The sequence below is a fragment of the Streptococcus sanguinis genome (assembly GCF_026781265.1).
Classification (GTDB): domain Bacteria; phylum Bacillota; class Bacilli; order Lactobacillales; family Streptococcaceae; genus Streptococcus; species Streptococcus sanguinis_T.
Map to the genome: position 1 here is coordinate 1 of NZ_JAKUVC010000004.1, position 23,018 is coordinate 23,018.

A 23,018-nucleotide genomic window follows, 5' to 3' on the forward strand; every position below is an offset into this window, starting at 1 on the left:
TTCGATTCCGGTCCTCGGCATAGACTTGTAAGAGGCAGTAGAAGAAGATGAGCACCCTTAGCTCAACTGGATAGAGTACCTGACTACGAATCAGGCGGTTAGAGGTTCGACTCCTCTAGGGTGCATTAAATTGTTTGATTTTTTCTTAAGTTTTGCTATAATGAATTTAATATGAATAGTGAGCACCCTTAGCTCAACTGGATAGAGTACCTGACTACGAATCAGGCGGTTAGAGGTTCGACTCCTCTAGGGTGCATTAAGTAATAACTTAAGTTCGGGAAGTAGCTCAGCTTGGTAGAGTACTTGGTTTGGGACCAAGGTGTCGCAGGTTCGAATCCTGTCTTCCCGACTAGATAACATAGAAGATGGATATACTGATCTATCTTTTTTTTTTTTGAGAAACCTGTTTATTCATTATCCTAAACTTAGCTAACATATGTTGTTGTTGAGCTCTTTTAGTTATAGTCGGATTTAATTAGAGATACAATCTTTTATAACTACTTGTCTTCTCTCTTTATATAATCCTATTTGAAAGCAAGGGATTTGATTATTAAATCAGGTTTAGTTTGATTTTAAAGGCTAGTATTCTGAGAGTTTAAGCTCTATAATGCTGCTCAAATCTATTTTCCATTTGAGATGAATAATATTAAAGATAAAAACCTCTGATAGCGGTGAATAGTTGCTTTCAGAGGTTTTTATATGTGCTGAGTTTGATTTTCTACATCAAAGAGTATTCGTCAGATAGCATAATGGTTTCTTTGCCCTTGTTATCAACGATGTAGACTTTTCTGGGAAAGAAAGGGTCAAATTGATAGTTTAAGTCAAATGAAATAATGGTGTTGAAGTTTTTTTGTGAGAATCGCAGAGATACTCTTCCTTGGTGGTTGATGATTTCGAACTTGAGGACTGGGCGAAGTTCAAAGACACCTTTGAGATTGTTATCAATGATGTACCAGAATGAGTCGACAATTTCTTCAGGGAGGCTCGTCATGATGCCAAAGCTGGCATATCGGCCAAGAGTATTTGTAAATGCCATAGAGACTCCTTTCTTACAGTCTGGATTTTCTTATATGATACCCGAATATGCTTGAGATTGCAAGAATTTGACCTCTGGTGAGGCCGAATTGGACAAAAGAAAAAGAGCTTGCGCTCTTTGACAACTTTATCGATTCTTTAGTTCAACATAACGTTTGTACCAAATATTGACATAAGCATCTGAAAATGGACCTCTTCCGTTGTTAATCCAATCAACTAGGATTTTGACATTTTCTTTGAGAATGAAATCCAAATCATCAGAATAGTGCATCTGCTTTTTGTGGCGTTCATATTCTTCTACATCCAACAGGCGTTTTTCACCATCAGCAAAGACTTTGACGTCTAAATCATAGTCAATGTATTTTAGAGCTTCATTATCCAGATAGTAAGGACTGGCTAGATTGCAGTAGTATGAAGTTCCATTGTCTCGAATCATGGCAATGATATTAAACCAATATTTTTTATGAAAATAGACAATGGCTGGTTCACGTGTTACCCAACGTCGGCCATCACTTTCTGTTACCAGTGTGTGGTCATTAACGCCAATAATGGCGTTTTCTGTTGTCTTTAGTACCATGGTATCTCGCCAGGTGCGGTGAAGATTCCCATCATGCTTATAACTTTGAATTGTAATAAAGTCGCCTTCTTTTGGAAGTTTCATAACTTACCAACTTTCTACAATTTATAAGTTCATCTTCTATATTGTAACATATTTTCATAGAAATGCATAAGTTTTCATTGGAAATCTTAAAGATATTCTCTCAGGGCGCTGGCAATGTCAGAGAAATCATAGCCTTTGCGGGCTAAACTTTGCGTCAGTCGCTGTTTTAAGTCATAACCGTCATACTTTTTTGAGTACTTGCGGTATTGCTTGTCTAGCTCTTTATAGAGAAGCTCTTGCTGGTTTTCTTGGTCTTCTTCGATTTCCAAATGCTGATAGGCGTTTTTAGCTTGACTATAGGAAAAACCTTTGTTTATCAAGGATTGAAGTATTTTATCTTGTAAGGCCTTGCTGGGTAGTTTTCCTTGGTGTCTTTTGAGCAGCTTTTCGGCAACCTTGTCTGTTAGTTCAGTAAAATCAAACTGGCTCAATTCTTCCTCTATGATAGTGCTAGAAATTCCTTTTTGACTGAGTTTTTGCTTTAGAACAAAAGCGCCTTTGTCACCAGTGAGAAGGTTGGATTGGATAAAAGAATGAGCATATTTTCTATCATTAATCCAATGTTCCTTTTTTAGATTGTCCAAGACCTGACTGATGATTTCTGGTTGAATGTCGTGCTGCGTTAAGTAGTCTTTGACTTCTTTAGCAGTTCTTTGCTTGAAGGAGAGATGATAGAGGGCTAGATTTTTTCCGTAGGAAAATTGTGCATAGTCTTGAATTTCTGATAGCTCTTGCTCTGTGATTTCCATTCCTTTGGACAGCATGAAGCGAACGATGGTGTCTTCTGTAATATAGAGCTTTTCACTGTCGTCCAACTCCAAGAGGTAGAGTCTTTTTTTCTTTGCGATTTTTGTGATTTTCATAAGAGATTTTGGTAGAATCCTTTCTTTTAGCCAAATGCTTCAAAGGCAGCTATCAAGCGCAGTTTGTCTGTATCAACATCCTTCCTGCCATAGTAGTCAAGAAAGAGCTCTGCGTATTGAGGGGCGGATAAATTATAAGTAAGAGACCAGACTGCCCAGTAAAGATCAATGTGGCGATCGCTAAGGCCGGCGAGGCCAAGGTCAATAAAGCAGGAGAAGGTTGCTGCGTCTTTCAGAATGAAATTAGGCAAGCATGCATCTCCATGAATCAAGGTGTCCGCCGTCAGTAGGTGTCCCTGTTCTTGGATAAGCTGGTAGGCTTCCTCTCGACTTTGGATATGAAATTGAGGCAGTAAGGCTTTTTGATAAAAGTAGCCTTTCCGATAATTTTCCTCTGCTTGCCCTTTATAGAGTTGGAGGCGATGTTTAATTGGGAAATACTGGGGTTGGATGCCGTGAAGTTTTTTTAGTGCAGCAGCCATTGTTTGGCAAAGTTCTTCTGGCTGTTGGAGAAAGGCTAGGGCGTCCTTGCCCTCGGCTTCTTTAGTCAGCAAGTAGTCTTTATCTGTTGTTTGGTAGTGAATGATAGGTACACCGAGTCCTTGCTTCTCAAACCATTTGGCAAGTGTGGCTTCTTGGGCTAACTGGTCTTTTTGGTCAATTTTCAAATAATAGCCCGTATCAGCATAGAAAACACTGGCTCCAGAATGTGAGGAGCTGTCGTAAAAATTGGCTCCCTCTAGATAAGTTCGTATTTGCTCAGGGAATTGGGCTAGTGGAAGGGATATTTTTTCTGCTTTCATACTTTTATTGTAACATATTCTCAACTAATGCGAGGCAGCGTGGTATAATAGAAGCATGAATGTGAAAGTGAAACAAAGAATCCCTTTGAAAATTAAGAAAATGGGGATTAATGGGGAAGGGATTGGATTTTATAAGAAAACGCTGGTCTTTGTGCCAGGGGCTTTGAAGGGTGAGGAAGTCTACTGTCAGGTGACCAAGGTTCAGCGTAATTTCATCGAGGCCAAGCTCTTGACCATCAACAAGCGGTCAAAATTTCGGGTGGAAGCGCCTTGTGAGATTTATGATAGCTGTGGGGGCTGTCAAATCATGCACCTCCACTATGACAAGCAGTTAGAGTTTAAGGAAGATTTGCTGCGTCAGGCCTTGAAAAAATTTGCGCCAGCTGGTTACGAGAACTATGAGATTCGTCCGACCATTGGTATGCAGGAGCCGCTCTATTATCGGGCTAAACTGCAGTTTCAGACTCGGAAGTTTAAGGATGAGGTCAAGGCGGGGCTTTATGCCCAGAATTCCCACTATCTGGTCTCGCTGAAAAACTGTCTGGTTCAGGACAAGGTAACACAACAGATCATCAATAAGGTGGCTCGGCTTTTAGGCAAGTACAGGCTGCCTATTTATGATGAGAGGAAGACTGCCGGAGTACGCACCGTCATGATTCGCAGAGCCAGAAAGACGGGTCAGATGCAGATGATTTTTGTGACAGGTCGTAAGCTGGACTTTTCTCCAGTCGTCCGAGACCTAGTGGCTGAGTTTCCAGAGCTAGAGACAGTCGCAGTCAATTATCATACAAGCAAGTCCAGTGAGATTTATGGGGATAAGACAGAGATTATCTGGGGTGAGAAGGCTATCCAAGAAGGAGTGCTGGACTATGAGTTCTCCCTATCGCCTCGAGCTTTCTATCAGCTCAACCCTGAACAGACAGAAGTGCTCTATGGGGAGGCGGTTAAGGCGCTGGATGTGACGAAAGAAGATCATTTGATTGACGCCTATTGCGGGGTTGGGACCATCGGCTTTGCCTTTGCTAAAAGGGTCAAGTCTTTGCGGGGCATGGACATCATCCCTGAGGCCATTGAAGACGCCAAGCGCAATGCCAAGCGGATGGGCTTTGACAATACACTCTACGAGGCTGGGACGGCAGAGGAGATTATTCCTCGCTGGTACGCTGAGGGTTATCGGGCGGATGCCCTGATTGTCGATCCGCCGCGAACAGGTCTGGATGATAAGCTGCTGGAGACAATTGTCCGCTATGCACCTGAGAAGATGGTCTACGTTTCCTGCAATGTCTCAACTCTGGCTCGGGATTTGGTCAAACTCTGTCGGGTCTACGATGTCCACTACATCCAGTCGGTTGATATGTTTCCACATACTTCTCGAACCGAGGCAGTGGTGAAATTGTCTAAGAAAGACAGCATTCGTATGGGTTCAGAAAGGACTCACAAAAGTTGATAAAATAGCTTTAAAAAAGGACTTAGTTTTCTGTGATACGGAGCTCAGTCTTTTTTTTGTCAAAATTGCAATGGTTTTATCGGAAGAGTAAGTTCGGAAGATTAGTCTCCACCTAATCAATTAGTCACAAAAAGAGAACACTCGTCAAGTGTTCTCAAATAGCAATCAGTTATATTAGAATAAGCCAAAGACTAGGACTGCAAGGACGGCACCAATGATAGGTCCCACAACAGGAATCCAAGCGTAAGACCAGTCGCCATTTCCTTTATTAGGAATTGGAAGAAGACTGTGCATGATGCGAGGTCCTAAGTCACGAGCCGGGTTGAGGGCATAGCCAGTTGTTCCACCAAGTGAGAGACCGATCCCGATAATCAATGTTCCGACAGCAAAAGTGCCAATGCCTGCTTGCAGCTTATAAAGTCCTAGAGCGAAGATAGTCAGTACAAGAACAAAGGTTCCAAGGATTTCGCTGATCAGGTTAGAGAAGGTATCTTTGATAGCTGGTCCCGTGCTGAATGTACCCAAAACGTTAGCCGGATTTTCTTCAGCTAGATAGTGAGGTTTGAACTGTAGGAAGACGAGGAACTGTCCGACCATAGCGCCTGCAAACTGAGCGAGGATGTAAGGAAGAACAGATGCCCAAGGCAAATCACCTTTCAGAGCTACTCCGATAGTTAAGGCAGGGTTCAGATGGGCTGGGCCAAGGTTGCCGGATACAAAAGCAGCGATGGCAACGGCAATCCCCCATCCCATGGTGATCACAATCCAACCTGAATTGTGGCTCTTAGTTTTGGGAAGAACCACACCTGCGACCACTCCATTTCCCAGAAGGAGCAAGAGCAGTGTTCCTAAAAATTCACCAAATATTTCTTTCATCATTTATGTTACTCCATTTAAAAGAAGGGAAGGCAGACAGACAGTTGTTTTGCCTACCGCCTCTTCTCGTATTTTCTATTTTTTTAATTCTTCTAAATCATTATTTGCAAGGGCAGCTTGAACATCGTTTCGATAAGCTGCTTTTTCTTCTTCTGTCCAGTCGTAGAAGCGTCCCATTTCATCCAGAACAGGCTCTACAATAGCATCCAAGCTATCGCGCATAAAGAGCATGTGGTTTGTCCGACGAAGTAAGAAGTCAACTGGGCTGAGTACTAATTCGTTACGCATAGCATAATGCAGTGACAAGGTGTCTGCTAGGCTGAGACCTAGTGCTTGCTCAATGCTGTGAGCGAGGGCAAAGACTTTAGGGACGTTCGAACCGTAAAGGTTTGCAAGATAGAAGGCTTCTTTGCTGTCTAAGCCGCGTGATACACCAAGTTGAGCAAAAGCTTCGATTTCGGAATCCACATTTGCTGGATTGAGCTCTCCGCCTGAAACAGGGTAGGTCTTAGAGTTGATGAGCTTGAAGCTGCGGTCAAATTCTGCTTTGAGGATTTCAACCACGCGCTCCATAGCACCTTCAGCCATCTTACGATAGTCTGTGATTTTACCGCCAGCAAGGGTCAAGAGGCCATTGTTATCACGTTCCAGGCTGGAACCGCGGGATACAGCAGATGGATCCAAGTGTTTTTCAGAAGTGCTGCTTTCGAGTTGCGTAACAGCTGCTTCAACATCCTCACGAGATTTTTCTTTGGCTAGGTAGCTTTCAACAGTCGCAATCAGTGTATTAAAGCTTTCATCGCTGATGGTACCGTTGTTTCCGCCATTGTAGTCAGAAGCACTATTTCCAGCAATCAGAGGACGCAGGCCAGCCCAGCTGCTTTCGATGTCGTCAATTGTGATCTTTGCTTCTGGGAAGCGATTATTGACAATGCCCAAGAGGTAATCTACATCTTCTTGTGTTACCTTTGGATGCTCAAGGTCGCCAGTGTAGTCAGTATCAGTCGTACCAAAGTAGGTTTTATTTTCACTTGGCAGAACAAAGACCATCCGGCCGTCTCCCAAGCCTGTGTCAAAGTAGACTGGCTGAGAAACCTTGATCTTGCTAGAGTCAACAACCAAGTGAACACCCTTGGTTGGACGCATTTGTGAATATTGCTCACCATCATTTGACAGATTGCGCACCTTGTCGCTCCAAGGTCCAGTTGTATTGATGACTAGACGAGCCTTGATTTCAAAGACTTCATCTGTCAAGAGGTCACGCGCAACAATGCCTTTAATCTTTCCAGCTTCATCAAAGAGGAAACCTTCTGCCTTGACATGGTTGGCAATCAATGCACCATCTTGGTTGGCCCGTTTGATATTTTCAATCACGAGGCGAGCGTCGTTGTTGCGGAAGTCAAGATAGACACCACCGCCGACTAAGCCTTCCTTCTTAAGTTCAGGTTCCCGTTCTAGCACTTCCTCCTTGCTTAAAACTTTGTTGGCAGCAGGAGTGTTGTTAACACCAGCCAAGAGGTCGTAGAGGTCCATAGCCACTTTGAGACGGAAGAGGCTGAAAGTAGCACCCTCTTCTTCGTAGACAGGAAGCAGCATAGGATCTGGTTTTGGAATATGAGGGGCAATTTGCTGAACCACAGCACGCTCAGAAACTGTATCTGAGACCACCTCTACGTCGAATTGCTTGAGGTAACGAAGGCCACCGTGGACCAGTTTGGTAGAACGGCTAGAAGTCCCTTCTGCAAAGTCCTGCATTTCAATCAGACCGGTATCAAGGCCACTAGCAGCAGCTTGCAAGGCTACCCCAGCACCGGTAATCCCACCACCAATAATCAGGAGGTCTAAGGTGCGTTCCTGCATTTTTTTTATCGATAATTCACGTGTTTTCTTTGAAAATTCCATAATTACACACTTTCTAACTGAGTTGCTTCATGCTTCTACTGACTTGATTATCAAAATATGAATCAGTATCAGTCGTCGATTTCTGCAAAGGCTTGAGTTGCCTTAACGGCTTTTTTCCATCCTTTGTAGAGTTGTTCCTTGCGGGATTCATTCATAGATGGTTCAAAGAGTTCTCCTGTTTCATTGAGAGTGCGGAGTTCATCTAAGTCTTTCCAGTAGCCTACTGACAGTCCTGCCAAGAAGGCTGCCCCGAGAGCAGTTGTTTCTAAGTTTTTAGCACGGGCAATATCGATTCCCAAAATGTCAGCCTGGAACTGCATGAGGAAGTTGTTCATAGCGGCACCGCCATCGACTTTGAGGACTTGAATAGCAGTCTTGGCATCCACCTGCATAGTGTCAATGATGTCTCGTACTTGGTAAGCGATGGATTGCAGGGTAGCCTTGATAAAGTCTTCCTTGCTGGTTCCGCGGGTCAAGCCAAAGACAGATCCCCGTGCATTTTGATCCCAGTAGGGAGCGCCCAGACCTGTAAAGGCAGGTACGACATAGACTTCGTCATTGTTGTGAGAATTGAGAGCATATTTTTCAGATTCTGGTGAATTTTCAACCATCCGAAGACCGTCGCGCAGCCATTGAATGGCACTTCCGGCAATGAAGATAGAACCTTCTAAAGCATAGTAAACCTTGCCGTTGATACCGTAGCCAATGGTTGTCAAGAGGTTATTTTCAGACAGCTGCATCTCTTCACCAGTATTCATAATGATGAAAGAACCAGTTCCGTAAGTATTCTTGACCATACCAGGCTCAAAAGCTAACTGTCCAAAGAGAGCGGCCTGTTGGTCACCAGCCATACCAGAGATTGGAACTTCTCCGCCGTAGAAATGGAATGGAGCAGTCTTGCCATAGATTTCTGAGTTAGATCGAACTTCTGGAAGCATAGCCTTTGGAATGTTGAGGATTTCCAAAATCTCATCATCCCATTTAAGATCCTTGATGTTATAGAGCATAGTACGGGCTGCGTTTGAGTAGTCGGTCACGTGAGCTGCACCGTCAGTCAATTTCCAAACCAGCCAGGTATCGATGGTACCAAAGAGCAATTCGCCCTTTTCAGCTCTTTCTTGTGCACCCTCTACATGATCCAAAATCCAGCGAACCTTGGTAGCAGAGAAGTAAGCGTCAATAATCAAACCAGTCTTTTCATGGAATTTTTCCACATAGCCTTGGCTTTTCAGCTGTTCAGCCAGAGGAGCGGTCTGGCGAGATTGCCAAACTATAGCATTGTAGATAGGAAGACCAGTATTCTTATCCCAGACGACAGTTGTCTCACGCTGGTTGGTGATCCCGATGGCTTCGATTTGGTTAGGTTTGACTCCACTTTCGATGAAGGCACCTGCGATAACAGACTGAACAGAGTTCCAAATTTCATTGGCATTGTGCTCAACCCATCCAGCTTGAGGGAAAATCTGAGTAAATTCTTTTTGACTGGAGCTAACTTTTTCTCCTTTTTTATTAAAGATGATGGCGCGTGAACTAGTTGTTCCTTGGTCGATGGCCATGATGTATTTTTCTTGTGACATGAACTGTCCTCCTGGTAAAAATCTTGAGGATGTTTCCTCTACAGTAACTAGTATATAAAATAAAACGCTTTCTTTTTTATCAACTTTTTTTAAATTTTAAAAAAATCTGAGGAGATTGTGCGAAAATCACAAAGAAACCTGGATTTCTCCAAGTTTCTTAATGAAATATCATGTGACGGATCTGAGCCAAATCTTCCAAATCCAAGTCATTTTTTAAATAATAGATGGGAACCTGCTGGGTTTGATGGATAGGATTGTTGGTGATGATGAGGTCATAATTTCTGGTAAGGTCGTAGGATTCAATCGTAATAAAGCGATTGTACTCTAAGTATCGCCTTAAAATGGCCGTCATCCTGGAAACGACGATAAAACTATCTGTCAAGTCCATGCCTATCTTGATGACTTGACCGTCGTTTTCAGCAATGTACTCCATCAGCTGGAGCCATTCCCATAAAACCTTTTTCTCCAGAGATGTTCCCTGTTGGAAAACAGGCAGTTTGCTAAAAATCCTGTCTGCCACTTGTCGATAATCGTATTCGCTCCATAAGTAAGGATGGCGAAGTTCTAAGTCATGCTTGTATTTGTCTTGCAAGAGATAGCCTCGGAAAAGAAAGACGCGGGCGCAGAGTTGACTGAGTTCGTAGGTCACTTGATCTTCGATGTAGTCACCAAGCAAGTCCTGTCCTTTCATCTCTTGAATCAGTTGCGTAATCAGGCTGGCAATTTCACCGCCAAAGCCCAGTATATACTCCATGGTGTGCAGGGGCAGAATCCGATGGGAAAGCAGAAATGAAAAGAAAATCATCATTTCGCCATCTTCGAGACTCAGGGTGATGTGCTGCCCGGCAAAGAAATCATTTGTCCGGCGATGCAAGCGCTGGTAGAAGATATTGTCAAAATAGCCCTGCATTTTCTGTTCAATGTTTTGAAATTGACAGGCATTGACTCTTAGGCGCTGTTGGGTGATATGTGTCCAAAGGGCCAAGTCCAATCGCTGCCCTTGAGAGAGTTGTGCTCCGCAGAGTTCTTCTAAGACGGCAACTTCCTGCCTTCTTTCTGATTTTTGAAGTTCCTTTTCCCAATCTTGGCTGGACCAGACCTTGCGAAAGAGGCAGAAATAAAAATAGCGGATTTGGTGTTCAGGCCCTTTTAAGCGGCCATTTTGGATAGATAGCTCAAACTCTGATAAAATCTGATTTAGACCAGATATATGGCGGCCGAGTGTTGCTTCACTGATCATCAGCTCCTGAGCTAATTGATGGGCTAAAAACTGCTGATGATAGAGCAGGCAGTTTAAAATCTGGAATTTGATAGCATTGCCCAAAAAGAGCCTGCGAATGTCCCGTCCCTTGGTATCCGGTCCGATGGACAGACTGAGCGTTTCGTCCTGAAGCTGGATGGATAAGGCTGCATGATGGTCGCTAGCCTTGTCGTTAATCAGGCTAATGTACTTGGTCAAGGTTGCTTTCGAGAAGCCGGTTTCAGACATAACGTCCTTCAAACTGGATGTAGAATGCTGCTGTAAATAGGACAGGACAATATACTTCCCCGCTTCACTCTTTTCCATTAAGTCTGCAAGATACATACGAAAACCCTCTCAATTCACTAATCTTAGCTTATCACAAAAGGGAAAAAAGACGAAGCAATGTGCTTTATATTTTCTTATCGTTGTCTAAGGAAATAATAAACTGAAACAATCTGTCATCATATCTATCTTAATTCGCTATTCCATTTCTTTTGAATAAACGCAAGAGGTGCACACCCCAGTTCTTTTTTGCTTTGAGGCAGATAGCTTTTTTATGGTATAATTGTAGAAAAATAACGATGAAGGAGCAGATATGGATAATGTGATTGATTTGTCTATCCCAGTGGCAGAAGTGATTGAGAAGCAGCCTGAGGTTTTGGATGTTCTGGTAGAATTAGGCTTTAAGCCTCTGGCCAATCCTGTCATGCGCAATACAGTAGGGCGCGTGGTTTCTATCAAAAAAGGCGCTGGTATGAATGGCATTGATCTTAATAAAATCAAGCAAACTCTGGAATTAAACGGCTATGAAGTGGTGGGGATTTAGGCATGGCTACTGAACGCATTGAAGTCCTCAAGTCAATCTTGCTGGACCTACATAACGGAGCTTCTGCAGAATCCGTTCAGGAGCTCTTCAACGAGCATTTTGCTGGTGTGTCCGCTATTGAGATCAGCCTGATGGAGCATGAGTTGATGAACTCGGATACGGGAGTGACATTTGAAGATGTTATGTCTCTCTGCAATGTCCATGCCAACCTCTTTAAAGGTGCCATTCAGGATGTGGAGGTGGCTGATACCGACCATCCAGGCCATCCTGTTCAGGTCTTCAAGCAGGAAAATTTAGCCTTGCGGGCTGCCCTCATGCGGGTTCGCAGGCTTCTATCTACCTATGAAAGTACAGAAGATGAGGAGCTTCTTCCTGAAATCCGCAAGGGACTCCAGCGTCAGCTGAGTTTGGTGGGGCAGTTTGATGTTCACTATCAGCGCAAGGAAGAGCTCATGTTTCCCATCATGGAGAGCTATGGCCACGATTCGCCGCCCAAGGTCATGTGGGGGGTAGATGACCAGATTCGGGACCTTTTCCAAGAGGCTAGGTCTGCTGCAGAACAGCTGCCGGACACTTCGATTCAAGAAGTCAAAGATAAATTTGAAACTTTTGCAGCTGAGTTTGAAGCTATGATTTTCAAGGAAGAGTCTATTTTACTGATGATTCTCCTCGAGTCCTTTCATCAGGATGACTGGCTCAAGATTGCTGAGGAGAGCGATGCTTATGGCTATGCTATTATCAAGCCGACAGAGAAATGGATTCCTGCGCGGCACTCATTCTCGGAGGAGGAAGCTGGGGATGCTGCTGATGAAGGAAGCGAAGCGCCAGCCAGTAGAGAACAAACTAGTGATGGCAGATTTGAGCAGGTCATTGATACGCCGGATGGTCAGGTCACTATTTCCTTTAAGCCTAAGGAAAAGAAGGAGCAAGCCTTTAATCGGGAGTCCCAGCAGCCTTTTGGTCATGGATATCTGTCTGTGGCGGAGGCCAATCTGATTTTGGACCATCTGCCCATGGAGATTACCTTTGTCAATAAGGATGATATTTTCCAGTATTATAATGATAGTGTGCCGGCGGACGAGATGATTTTCAAGCGGACGCCGTCCCAGATAGGGCGCAATGTCGAGCTCTGCCACCCGCCAAAGTTTTTGGACAAGGTGCGGCGGATTTTCAAGGCTCTGCGTGAGGGAGAGCGGGACAAGTTTGAGATGTGGTTCAAGTCGGAATCACGGGGCAAGTTTGTCCATGTGACCTATGCAGCAGTGCGAAATGAGATTGGTGAATTTCAGGGGGTGCTGGAGTATGTACAGGACATTCAGCCTTTCCGTGACATTGACCGTGATTTTTATCGAGATTTGGACTAGGTATTTGCAGTTAGAAAGTGAGAAAAATGAGTTACGAACAGGAATTTTTACAGGAGTTTGAAGCTTGGATCAAGACCCAAGTCATGATTAACGAGATGGCCCTTAAGGAGAGTCAGGCAGTCTACGAGGCGGACCAGGACGAGCGGGCTAAGGAAGCGGCCATTCGCTATGAGAGTCGTTTAGACGCTTATCAGTTTCTTTTGGGGAAATTCGCCAACTATCAGGCGGGTCAAGGATTTCACGATCTGCCAGACGGACTTTTGGGTGAGAGAAATTATTGATTTTTCACTGGAAAGGTGTTAGAATAAGTTCATCAGAGGTGTTTTGAGTCAAGCATTTTACAGAAAGTGGCGGTGCTGAGAAGTCCACAAATGTGTCAAAGCTGGTTGCTGATGAGATGAAAAATTGAAATAAAAGTGTCTTTTTGTTTCCTTTTAGGACTGGGCAAGGAGCTGCAGGCTATGCTAGTGTATGCCAAAGCGACTTAACGACGTCATGAAAGAGAAAGAAGAAGAGAAAAGTTGCGGGCATCTGCCCGAAATTGGGTGGTACCGCGGATAAACACATTCGTCCCTGTCATGTAGATGGCAGGGACTTTTTTATGGAAAGTGAGGTAGGAAGATGGAGCAAGTACAATTACCAGAACGATTAGAAACGGAGCGTCTAGTCTTACGAGTCCGCACAGTGGCGGATGCCGAAGATATCCATGCCTACGCTAGTCTGCCAGAAGTCTCCTACCCTGCAGGCTTTCCGCCTGTCAAGACCTTGGAAGATGAGATTTACTACCTGGAGCATATTCTGCCCGAGCGCAATCAAAAGGAGAACCTCCCATCGGGCTATGGAATTGTCGTCAAAGGAACGGATAAGATCGTCGGATCTGTTGATTTCAATCATCGCCACGCAGACGATGTACTGGAGATTGGCTACACCTTGCACCCAGACTATTGGGGACGAGGTTATGTCCCAGAATCAGCACGTGCTTTGATTGACCTAGGTTTTAAGGATTTGGGGCTCCACAAGGTAGAACTGAAATGTTTTGGTTATAATGTCCAAAGTCAACGAGTCGCAGAGAAACTTGGCTTTACCTTAGAAGCTCGCATAAGGGACCGCAAAGATGCTCAGGGCAATCGCTGTGACAGTCTGATATATGGCTTGCTGAGGAGTGATAGGAGAGGAAAAAATGAAGTTGACTATCGAACAAATCGTCTCTATTATTAGTGCAGTTGGGATAAGTACAATCGTTAGTGCTATAATCGCTTTCGTTCAAAATAATAAAAAGAACAATTTAGATTTTGTTACAAAAGAACGGTCTGAATGGCGGAAAAAATTAAAAGAAATATTATCAGAATTAAGTGATGATAATAAAAAAGAGTCTGCCATAATCAAGTTGAAATCAGAAATAAATCCATATGGGAGAAATATGGAGTCCAAGAATACTAAGCCGTATTATATGAAAGACGGGCATATTTGGGATTTACTAGATGGTGGGGAGGAAGTTGATTTTGATAGGTTAGCATTCTATATTGAATTGCTATTAAAATTTGATTGGGAACGTTCGAAAAGTGAAGTAAGATTTCAACCTACTAAGGCGATAAATCGAGTGCTGAATTACCTTTTGTTTTTTTCATCTCTTTATTGTATTTATATAGTATCTGATAATTTTGTAAGTGACAAAACTAGTATCATACATGTAATAAATCTTTTTATAAGTTCTTGTGCGTTTATTTTAATTTTATTACAGCCATCTATAACAAATGCTTTTATTTCAAATCCATCTGAAAAACAAAAAGAGCAAATATGGATATTTATTATACTTTATGCGTTTCCGTATATTTGTATAACATGGAACCTAATCTATAAATTCAATTTAGGTATGCCTTTTTACTTTATTAGTGTTGCATTAATTTTTGCGTACGAAATCTTCTATTTATATCTACCTTATACTTATGAAAATACCTATATTAGAGAAATAAAAAGGTATTTAAGATAAAAAAGTAAAAAAATCAATGAAGGCTCCTGTTTTATTTTATAACTACAGGAAAAATAGAAAACGAATTATCAAAGAAGTAAAAAATAGATAAGGAGAACACACATGTCTAAACAACTTTCACCTAAATACAATCCAGCCGAGGTTGAGGCTGGTCGTTATCAAAAATGGCTTGATGCGAATGTTTTCAAGCCTTCAGGCGATAAAAAGGCTAAGCCTTATTCTATCGTGATTCCACCACCAAACGTAACTGGGAAACTCCACCTTGGTCATGCTTGGGATACGACTTTGCAGGATATCATCATCCGTCAAAAACGCATGCAAGGTTTTGACACGCTTTGGCTTCCGGGTATGGACCATGCGGGGATTGCGACCCAGGCTAAGGTTGAGGAGCGCTTGCGTGACGAGGGCATTTCTCGTTATGACCTCGGTCGTGAGAAATTCCTCGACAAGGTCTGGGAATGGAAAGACGAATATGCGACAACTATCAAGGAACAATGGGGCAAGATGGGCCTCTCTGTGGACTATTCTCGTGAGCGTTTCACCCTTGATGAAGGTCTGTCAAAAGCTGTTCGCAAGGTTTTTGTCGAACTTTACAAGAAAGGCTGGATCTACCGTGGTGAGTTTATCATCAACTGGGACCCAGCAGCTCGCACAGCCCTTTCTGATATCGAGGTCATCCATAAGGACGTTGAAGGTGCTTTCTACCACATGAACTACATGTTGGAGGATGGTTCACGCGCCCTTGAAGTTGCGACCACTCGCCCTGAGACTATGTTCGGAGACGTTGCCGTTGCGGTCAATCCAGAAGACCCACGCTACAAGGACTTGATTGGTCAAAACGTTATCCTGCCAATCGCTAATAAACTAATCCCAATCGTGGCGGACGAACACGCAGATCCTGAGTTTGGGACTGGTGTCGTGAAAATCACGCCGGCTCACGATCCAAATGACTTCTTGGTTGGGCAACGCCATAACTTGCCACAAGTTAACGTTATGAACGACGATGGAACCATGAATGACTTGGCCTTTGAATTTGCAGACAAGGACCGTTTTGAAGCTCGTAAGGCAGTCGTTACTAAGCTAGAAGAAATCGGTGCTCTGGTTAAAATCGAAAAACGTGTCCACAGCGTTGGTCACTCAGAGCGGACTGGCGTTATGGTTGAGCCGCGTCTGTCTACGCAGTGGTTCGTAAAGATGGATCAGCTGGCTAAGAATGCCATTGCCAACCAAGCTACAGATGACAAGGTAGAATTTTACCCGCCACGCTTCAACGATACCTTCCTCCAATGGATGGAAAACGTCCACGACTGGGTTATCTCTCGTCAGCTCTGGTGGGGTCACCAAATCCCTGCTTGGTACAATGCAAATGGCGAAATCTATGTGGGCGAAGAAGCACCAGAAGGTGACGGATGGACTCAAGACGAAGACGTCTTGGATACTTGGTTCAGTTCTGCCCTTTGGCCATTCTCAACCATGGGCTGGCCGGATGTAGACTCTGCAGACTTCAAGCGTTATTATCCAACATCAACCTTGGTAACTGGCTATGATATTATCCCATTCTGGGTGTCTCGGATGATTTTCCAAGGTTTGGAATTTACTGGCAAGTCGCCATTCAAAAATGCCTTGATTCACGGTCTCATTCGTGACGAGCAAGGACGTAAGATGTCTAAATCTCTTGGTAACGGTATTGATCCGATGGATGTTATTGATAAGTACGGAACAGATAGCCTGCGTTGGTTCCTGTCAAACGGCTCTGCCCCTGGACAAGACGTGCGCTTCTCTTACGAGAAAATGGATGCTTCTTGGAACTTCATTAACAAGATCTGGAACATTTCCCGCTATATCCTCATGAACAATGAAGGCTTGACGCTGGATGCGGCGCGTGAGAATATCGCTCAGGTGGCTGCTGGTCAGGCTGGTAATGTCACTGACCGCTGGATTCTCCACAACCTCAATGAAACCATTGGCAAGGTAACTGAGAACTTCGACAAGTTTGAGTTTGGTGTAGCTGGACACATTCTCTACAATTTCATTTGGGATGAATTTGCTGACTGGTATGTGGAGCTGACTAAGGAAGTGCTTTACAGCGACAATGACGACGAGAAAGTCATCACTCGCTCTGTCCTCCTTTACACTCTGGACCAAATCCTGCGCCTGCTTCACCCAATCATGCCTTTCGTGACCGAGGAAATCTTTGGTCAAATCTCAGAAGGCACCATTGTGACAGCGGCTTATCCAGTGGTTCGTCCAGAATTTGAAAATGCCGAGGCAGCAGCTGGCGTGGAAGCCCTCAAGGATCTGATTCGTTCTGTGCGCAATAGCAGAGCTGAGGTCAATGTGGCGCCAAGCAAGCCGATTACCATATTGATTAAGACGACAGACAGCGCGCTGGAAACCTTCTTCAAGAATAATGTCAACTACATCAAACGTTTCACCAATCCTGAGCATCTGGAAATTGCGGCAGACCTTGCTGTGCCTGAGCTAGTCATGTCCAGCATCATCACAGGCGCAGAAATCTACTTGCCGCTAGCAGACCTCCTCAATATCGAGGAAGAACTGGCTCGTCTCGAAAAAGAACTAGCCAAGTGGCAGAAAGAACTGGATATGGTCGGCAAGAAACTCTCTAACGAGCGCTTTGTAGCCAATGCCAAACCAGAAGTCGTCCAAAAAGAGCGCGACAAACAAGCCGACTACCAAGCTAAGTACGATGCGACTGTGGCACGTATTGATGAGATGAAGAAGTTGGTGAAATAAGCTATAAATCTTATCAATTTGCTGAGGTTTTTGGTATAATAGGTAGCAGTGTGTATTTGATGCAATATATTTTATTTTTAAAAGGCTTAATTATGGTTAATATAATAGATTTATTTAGCGGTGCGGGTGGTTTAACTGAGGGATTCAGAAATCAGCAATATAAAATATTGGGACACGTGGAGAAAGAAAAAGCAGCTTGTGAAACTTTAAAACTTAGAGAAGCATATTATTATTTAAAAGAAAAAAATAAATTAGGACTTTATAATGATTTTTTAAATAGTAAGACTAGTATAGAGGATTTGTTGAAACCTGTACCTCAAGAAAAATTGAATAAAATTCTTAATTTTGAAATTAGTCAAGAAAATATTCACAGTATTTTTAGTTTTTTTGATAATTTAGGGGAAAACGTTGATGGAATTATAGGAGGTCCTCCATGCCAAGCTTATTCAACCATTGGAAGAGCTAGAAATGCTAGTAAAAAGTCTTCAGATGAAAGAATTTATTTATATAAATTTTATATACATTTTTTAAACAAGTATCAACCCCAATTTTTTATTTTTGAAAATGTAAAAGGATTATTGAGTTTTAGAGATGCTGATGATGAGTTTTTATTACCTAGAATGAAAAAAGAATTTGAAGAGGCTGGCTATTCTTTAGGTTATGAAGTTTTAAATACTAAAAACTATGGTGTCCCACAATCAAGAGAAAGACTTATTATCTTTGGAGTGATGAACAGGAAAAAAGAACTTATTCAGGAATTCTTTAAAAATCTTAAAAAATATGAAGAAAATGAGGTGGATGTTAAAACAGCTTTTCAGGGATTACCTAGTTTAAGGGCGGGAGAAGTAAACAATTCTTATACAAATTTATCAAATGATTATGTTGAACGATTTTTTTTACAGGATTCTAAAACGCCATTAACTCAAAATATTTCAAGACCAAATAATAGCAACGACTTAGCAATTTACAAAATTGTAGCACGAGCTAAGAAAAATGGTATAAATATTAAATATAGTGATCTTGACTCAGGGCTAAAAACCCATAAACATACGGATAAATTTTTGGACAGATTCAAAGCTCTTTCATGGGATTCTCCATCACATACAGTAGTTGCACATATTTCAAAAGATGGTCATCATTATATTCATCCAGATACAAAACAAAATAGATCAATTACTGTGAGAGAGGCAGCTAGATTACAGGGATTTCCGGATAATTACTATTTTTTAGATTCTAGAACTAGCGCTTTTACTCAAATTGGTAATGCAGTTCCTCCAATTTTTAGTAAAAAGATGGCTGATGCGATTTTGACATTGGAATTTAAATAAAAATCAACATATGTTCATCATTTAGAAATTGAACATATGTTGATTTTTTAGTTACAAAAGATCGAACGCAGCAAGCAGTTGAGGAGCTACAGCATTCCATATTGTTTTTAAGGTATCAAATTGAGGGAAATTATGAGCATCATGCATTAATGTATTTAAATGCTCTGTTGCTTTTATATTTGAAAATTCGTCAATTAGGCTTTGAACTCTATTTGAAGGTATTTTTCCTCTCCTAGAAAGCAGTCGAACCATGGTTTCATACTTAACTTTAAAGCTTAGAGGGTCAACATCATTTTCAGCAGTCAGTCTTTTTGGACTGTTATTCATTATGATTAAATCATTAGTACTTGCTTCCTCCAAGTAACGTTTCAATAATGTTGTTGTTGTACTTTCAATCATAGCACGTAATAGCAAGCCTTGGGTCAAAATGAAACGATCGATATTTTTATCTTCCGCTGCTTCTATCATCTCCTCTCTTAGCCTTCGGATTTTAGTACCAATATTTTGTGGAACTCTAAAATTAGCTGGGACTAGTTCTTTATACACACTGTGATCCTTTTTATATGAGGGAGTTGATTTTATTACAGTTTTTAAAATAGATTGTTTTGTTTGTTCAGGTATATCAACATTATCATTTTCTAATGCTTTACTGATTTTATTGATACTTTTTTTATCCTCGGTTGATAATGTAGTTTCTACTAAGGAGGAATTTTTTTGTATATTTTCTTGCGCTTTTTTTCTTTTGCTTCAGAACGTCGCTTTCTCCATTCTCTTTGAATAATCCCAATTAGTTTGTTAAGATTTTCTTTGATTTCTATTAGCTCTTCATCAGCTTCCCATCTAATAGACTGTCTATCTGTTGAAATAAAATCTTTTTTATTATCATCATCAAGAAAATCAATATTAAAGTACCCAGCTGCATAGCTATAGAAATTATCATTTGCTCTATCTTGAAATTGTGTAACAGATTGTTCACTTGCTAGCTTCCCTCTAGATAGTACTGAAAATCCACGTTGATTTGCTTGTAAAGGTGTTTTCTTGGTATAAATAATCCCGTTTATATGAAACTCTTTAAGTTTACGAATGGCTACTTGAGAATGCTTATTTGTAAGAGTTTCAAAATCATCTGGAAAAGAAAAAGTAAACTCAGTTTCATCTTCCTTGGGTCGTATACTTTTGACAAATACTTTCTCATCTAATTCCATAGTGAGACCATTTTCATCTGTTAAAGTGACTAAAAAATCTGTACGAGAATACTTATTAAATCTTTTAGAAAGACTCTCATATAATGATTCAATTTTGGTGAGATTTTTTAAAGTAATATCTTTAATGATTATTTTTGTACCATTTGGTTCAGATGTTTTAACATTGTAGTTGATTGTTTTTGGATGATAAACACTATTGGATGAACTTTGTATGTCATTATAATTCAATTCAAAAGAATTAAGTTTTCCGTTTTGGATACTGTCAATGATAATTGTATTAGCAATACCAAATAATGCTAGTTTTCCAAGTCCCTTTTTGCCTGTGACTTTTCTACCATTTTTCGAGAGCCCAGTTTCTCTTTTTTCATCATTTTGTTTATCTGTCAAACGTCTATTTCTAGCAATAGTTAAGAAGTTTTCATTTATCTCTTTTGCTGACATACCGTTACCGTCGTCTGAAACAATTATTATTTTTTCTTTATAATTTATATTGATTTGGACATTATGACTGTCAGCATCCCAAGAATTAGTGATGAGCTCAGCAATTGCCTGTGGTAACTGTTTATATAATCCAATACCTAGATGTTGAATCGTTGCAGCATGGTAGTTAAGTGTAAATTCTTCAGACATATCGGACTCCTATATTTCATAGCTTTTTAGAAATAGTATATCATATTTTTAAAACTAAGAGAGTAAAATACCGTTAATACTATTTTTTCGTTGTTGATTTGGATATCTTTGTATTAAATTCGTAGTAATAGTTTGACTGCAGGACGATCTACAAGTGCCCAATTAATAATGCTTAGTTAGTGTGGGGCTAACCATGTTGAATTTTGATGTTCCAGTAACTCTAGATTCCCTGAATTTTGGATTCTATTTACTAGTGTAAATTAAAGGAATATTTGGCTTATACTTGTTTTTCTCGCCATCCCCCTTTCATGCCCTCCGACTTAATACTTTCTTTTAAGCCTTAAAAATGATAAAATAAGACAAACAAACTATAGGAGAACATAATGACTAAAGCAAATTTTGGTGTTGTTGGTATGGCTGTTATGGGCCGTAACCTTGCCCTAAATATCGAATCTCGTGGCTATACAGTTGCCATCTATAACCGCTCAGCAAACAAGACAGAGGACGTGGTTGCTTCTCATCCTGAGAAAAACTTTGTGCCAAGCTATGATGTAGAGTCTTTTGTCAACTCTATTGAAAAGCCACGTCGGATTATGCTGATGGTTCAAGCTGGTCCTGGTACAGATGCGACTATTCAGGCCTTGCTCCCTCACTTGGATAAGGGCGATATCCTGATTGATGGTGGGAATACCTTCTACAAGGATACTATTCGCCGTAATGAAGAGCTGGCTAACTCTGGTATCAACTTCATCGGTACAGGTGTTTCCGGTGGTGAAAAGGGTGCATTGGAAGGACCATCTATCATGCCGGGTGGTCAAAAAGAAGCTTATGAGTTGGTAGCGGATGTCTTGGAAGAAATCTCTGCTAAAGCTCCTGAAGACGGTGCACCATGTGTGACCTATATCGGTCCTGATGGTGCTGGTCACTATGTAAAAATGGTCCATAACGGGATTGAATATGGAGATATGCAGCTGATCGCTGAGAGTTATGACCTGATGCAGCACTTGCTGGGGCTTTCAGCTAGTGAAATGGCTGACATCTTCACAGAGTGGAACAAAGGCGAGTTGGACAGCTATCTGATTGAGATTACAGCGGATATCTTGACACGCAAGGACGATGAAGGTCAAGCTGGCCCAATCGTTGACTATATTCTGGATGCGGCTGGCAATAAGGGAACTGGTAAGTGGACCAGTCAATCTTCGCTGGATTTAGGTGTGCCACTGCCATTGATTACTGAGTCAGTCTTTGCGCGTTACATTTCTACCTATAAAGATGAGCGTGTAGCTGCCAGCAAGGTATTGCCAAAACCAGCTGCTTTCACCTTTGAGGGAGACAAGGCAGAGCTGATTGAAAAGATCCGCCAGGCTCTTTACTTCTCAAAAATCATGTCTTATGCTCAAGGATTTGCTCAATTGCGTGTAGCGTCTAAGGAAAATAACTGGAATCTGCCTTTCGGTGAGATTGCTTCTATCTGGCGTGCCGGCTGTATCATCCGTGCCCGTTTCTTGCAAAAGATTACGGATGCATACGGTCGTGATGCTGACTTGGCAAATCTGCTCTTGGACGAGTACTTCATGGATATTACGGCTAAGTATCAGCAGGCAGTCCGTGATGTTGTCAGCTTGGCTGTGCAAGCAGGAGTACCGGTGCCAACTTTCTCCAGTGCCATTGCTTACTTTGATAGCTACCGTGCGGAAAATCTGCCAGCTAACCTGATTCAGGCGCAGCGTGATTACTTTGGTGCTCATACATACAACCGTAAAGATAAAGAAGGTACCTACCACTATTCTTGGTACGACGAAAAATAGGATAGGCCTATGGCAAAGCGAATTTTACTAGTAGAAAATGAAAAAAATCTTGCCCGATTTGTGAGTTTGGAACTACAAAAGGAAAGCTTTCTTGTAGATTTAGCTGAGACAGGTCAAGAGGGACTGGCTCTGGCTAAAGATGTGGATTATGACTTGCTCTTGATCAACTACGATCTTCAAGATATGACTGCCAGCGATTTTGCTAAGCAGTTGAGCTTGATTAAGCCAGCGACCGTCATTATCGTTCTGGCTAGTCGCGAAGAGATTGCAGATCAGCAGGAAGCAATTCAGCATTTTGCCGTTTCCTACGTGGTCAAGCCTTTCATTATCAGTGACTTAGTGGAGCGTGTCTCCATCATTTTCCGCGGGCGCGACTTTATTGACCAGCACTGCAGTCTTTTGAAAATTCCGACCTCTTACCGGAATCTGCGAGTGGATATTAAAAATCATACGGTTTACCGTGGTGAGGAAGTCATTGCGCTGACGCGGCGGGAGTACGATCTGCTGGTGACCCTGATGGGCAGCAATAAGGTCATGAGCCGAGAGCAGCTGCTGGAGCGTGTCTGGAAGTACGAGAGTGCAACCGAGACCAACGTTGTAGATGTTTATATTCGTTATTTGCGCAGTAAAATTGATGTGGAAGGGCAGCCAAGCTATATCAAAACTGTTCGCGGTGTTGGTTATGCCATGCAAGAATAAAAATTCA

General features: G+C 42.0%; 20 protein-coding genes and 3 tRNA genes. 13 read left to right on the forward strand and 10 right to left on the reverse strand.

Annotation, left to right across the window (positions count from 1 at the left end):
- The first annotated feature begins 51 nt into the window (after nt 1–51).
- The 3 genes from MK370_RS05710 to MK370_RS05720 all read left to right on the forward strand — a co-directional run bounded on the left by MK370_RS05710 (nt 52) and on the right by MK370_RS05720 (nt 349).
- Nucleotides 52–125 (forward strand) — tRNA-Arg (locus tag MK370_RS05710).
- Nucleotides 126–182: 57 nt separating this feature from the next.
- Nucleotides 183–256 (forward strand) — tRNA-Arg (locus MK370_RS05715).
- Nucleotides 257–275: 19 nt separating this feature from the next.
- Nucleotides 276–349 (forward strand) — tRNA-Pro (locus MK370_RS05720).
- Nucleotides 350–718: 369 nt separating this feature from the next.
- Here the strand turns inward: MK370_RS05720 and MK370_RS05725 are convergent.
- The 4 genes from MK370_RS05725 to MK370_RS05740 form a co-directional block, all read right to left on the reverse strand.
- Complete coding sequence (locus tag MK370_RS05725) at nt 719–1,036, reverse strand: DUF960 domain-containing protein (RefSeq protein ID WP_002913192.1); 318 nt, start codon at nt 1,034–1,036, stop codon at nt 719–721.
- A gap of 126 nt (nt 1,037–1,162) precedes the next feature.
- Nucleotides 1,163–1,696, reverse strand: coding sequence for a DUF402 domain-containing protein (locus MK370_RS05730; protein WP_002896978.1), 534 nt, complete (start codon nt 1,694–1,696; stop codon nt 1,163–1,165).
- 86 nt (nt 1,697–1,782) lie between these two features.
- Nucleotides 1,783–2,559 carry a recombination regulator RecX gene (gene recX / locus MK370_RS05735; protein ID WP_268684521.1) on the reverse strand — a complete coding sequence of 259 codons (777 nt, stop codon included), beginning with the start codon at nt 2,557–2,559 and terminating at the stop codon, nt 1,783–1,785.
- A 26-nt stretch (nt 2,560–2,585) separates the two neighbouring features.
- Complete coding sequence (locus tag MK370_RS05740) at nt 2,586–3,362, reverse strand: aminoglycoside 3'-phosphotransferase (protein ID WP_268684522.1); 777 nt, start codon at nt 3,360–3,362, stop codon at nt 2,586–2,588.
- A gap of 55 nt (nt 3,363–3,417) precedes the next feature.
- On the opposite strand from MK370_RS05740, the gene rlmD reads away from it, so the two are divergent.
- Nucleotides 3,418–4,809 (forward strand): 23S rRNA (uracil(1939)-C(5))-methyltransferase RlmD, encoded by a 1,392-nt coding sequence (gene rlmD, locus MK370_RS05745; protein WP_268684523.1) that lies wholly within the window; start codon nt 3,418–3,420, stop codon nt 4,807–4,809.
- 174 nt (nt 4,810–4,983) lie between these two features.
- Here the strand turns inward: rlmD and MK370_RS05750 are convergent, their stop codons facing one another.
- The 4 genes from MK370_RS05750 to MK370_RS05765 all read right to left on the reverse strand — a co-directional run bounded on the left by MK370_RS05750 (nt 4,984) and on the right by MK370_RS05765 (nt 10,749).
- On the reverse strand, nt 4,984–5,688 hold the full coding sequence (locus MK370_RS05750; RefSeq protein ID WP_268684524.1) for an MIP/aquaporin family protein: 705 nt from the start codon (nt 5,686–5,688) through the stop codon (nt 4,984–4,986).
- A gap of 72 nt (nt 5,689–5,760) precedes the next feature.
- Nucleotides 5,761–7,587, reverse strand: coding sequence for a type 1 glycerol-3-phosphate oxidase (gene glpO, locus MK370_RS05755; RefSeq protein WP_268684525.1), 1,827 nt, complete (start codon nt 7,585–7,587; stop codon nt 5,761–5,763).
- A 68-nt stretch (nt 7,588–7,655) separates the two neighbouring features.
- Nucleotides 7,656–9,164 carry a glycerol kinase GlpK gene (gene glpK / locus MK370_RS05760; protein ID WP_002909032.1) on the reverse strand — a complete coding sequence of 503 codons (1,509 nt, stop codon included), beginning with the start codon at nt 9,162–9,164 and terminating at the stop codon, nt 7,656–7,658.
- Nucleotides 9,165–9,321: 157 nt separating this feature from the next.
- On the reverse strand, nt 9,322–10,749 hold the full coding sequence (locus MK370_RS05765; protein WP_268684526.1) for a helix-turn-helix domain-containing protein: 1,428 nt from the start codon (nt 10,747–10,749) through the stop codon (nt 9,322–9,324).
- Between the two features lie 253 nt (nt 10,750–11,002).
- On the opposite strand from MK370_RS05765, the gene MK370_RS05770 reads away from it, so the two are divergent.
- The 7 genes from MK370_RS05770 to MK370_RS05800 all read left to right on the forward strand — a co-directional run bounded on the left by MK370_RS05770 (nt 11,003) and on the right by MK370_RS05800 (nt 18,669).
- Nucleotides 11,003–11,233, forward strand: a complete 231-nt coding sequence (locus tag MK370_RS05770; protein WP_037617645.1) for a DUF1858 domain-containing protein — start codon at nt 11,003–11,005, stop codon at nt 11,231–11,233.
- 2 nt (nt 11,234–11,235) lie between these two features.
- Nucleotides 11,236–12,597: a DUF438 domain-containing protein gene (locus MK370_RS05775; protein ID WP_268684527.1), complete on the forward strand. Its 1,362-nt coding sequence runs from the start codon at nt 11,236–11,238 to the stop codon at nt 12,595–12,597.
- A 26-nt stretch (nt 12,598–12,623) separates the two neighbouring features.
- Complete coding sequence (locus MK370_RS05780) at nt 12,624–12,878, forward strand: DUF1912 family protein (RefSeq protein WP_268684528.1); 255 nt, start codon at nt 12,624–12,626, stop codon at nt 12,876–12,878.
- A 340-nt stretch (nt 12,879–13,218) separates the two neighbouring features.
- Nucleotides 13,219–13,815, forward strand: a complete 597-nt coding sequence (locus MK370_RS05785) for a GNAT family N-acetyltransferase (protein ID WP_268684529.1) — start codon at nt 13,219–13,221, stop codon at nt 13,813–13,815.
- Nucleotides 13,778–14,587 (forward strand): hypothetical protein, encoded by an 810-nt coding sequence (locus MK370_RS05790; RefSeq protein WP_268684530.1) that lies wholly within the window; start codon nt 13,778–13,780, stop codon nt 14,585–14,587. The genes MK370_RS05785 and MK370_RS05790 overlap by 38 nt, the downstream gene beginning before the upstream one ends.
- Nucleotides 14,588–14,689: 102 nt before the next feature.
- A complete protein-coding gene (locus tag MK370_RS05795) occupies nt 14,690–17,341 on the forward strand; it encodes a valine--tRNA ligase (RefSeq protein ID WP_268684531.1) in 2,652 nt (883 codons plus the stop codon).
- Between the two features lie 92 nt (nt 17,342–17,433).
- The gene (locus MK370_RS05800; protein WP_268684767.1) at nt 17,434–18,669 is read left to right on the forward strand and encodes a DNA cytosine methyltransferase; all 1,236 of its coding nucleotides are present in this window, start codon (nt 17,434–17,436) and stop codon (nt 18,667–18,669) included.
- A gap of 51 nt (nt 18,670–18,720) precedes the next feature.
- Here MK370_RS05800 and MK370_RS05805 read toward each other — a convergent pair whose 3' ends face one another.
- On the reverse strand, nt 18,721–19,137 hold the full coding sequence (locus MK370_RS05805; protein ID WP_268684532.1) for a hypothetical protein: 417 nt from the start codon (nt 19,135–19,137) through the stop codon (nt 18,721–18,723).
- 230 nt (nt 19,138–19,367) lie between these two features.
- Complete coding sequence (locus MK370_RS05810; RefSeq protein ID WP_268684533.1) at nt 19,368–20,504, reverse strand: ATP-binding protein; 1,137 nt, start codon at nt 20,502–20,504, stop codon at nt 19,368–19,370.
- 383 nt (nt 20,505–20,887) lie between these two features.
- Between MK370_RS05810 and gndA the strand changes: the two genes are divergently transcribed.
- Together gndA and MK370_RS05820 are read left to right on the forward strand one after the other, a co-directional pair.
- Complete coding sequence (gene gndA, locus MK370_RS05815; RefSeq protein ID WP_002905853.1) at nt 20,888–22,312, forward strand: NADP-dependent phosphogluconate dehydrogenase; 1,425 nt, start codon at nt 20,888–20,890, stop codon at nt 22,310–22,312.
- Between the two features lie 9 nt (nt 22,313–22,321).
- A complete protein-coding gene (locus tag MK370_RS05820) occupies nt 22,322–23,011 on the forward strand; it encodes a response regulator transcription factor (RefSeq protein ID WP_268684534.1) in 690 nt (229 codons plus the stop codon).
- Nucleotides 23,012–23,018 lie beyond the last annotated feature (7 nt).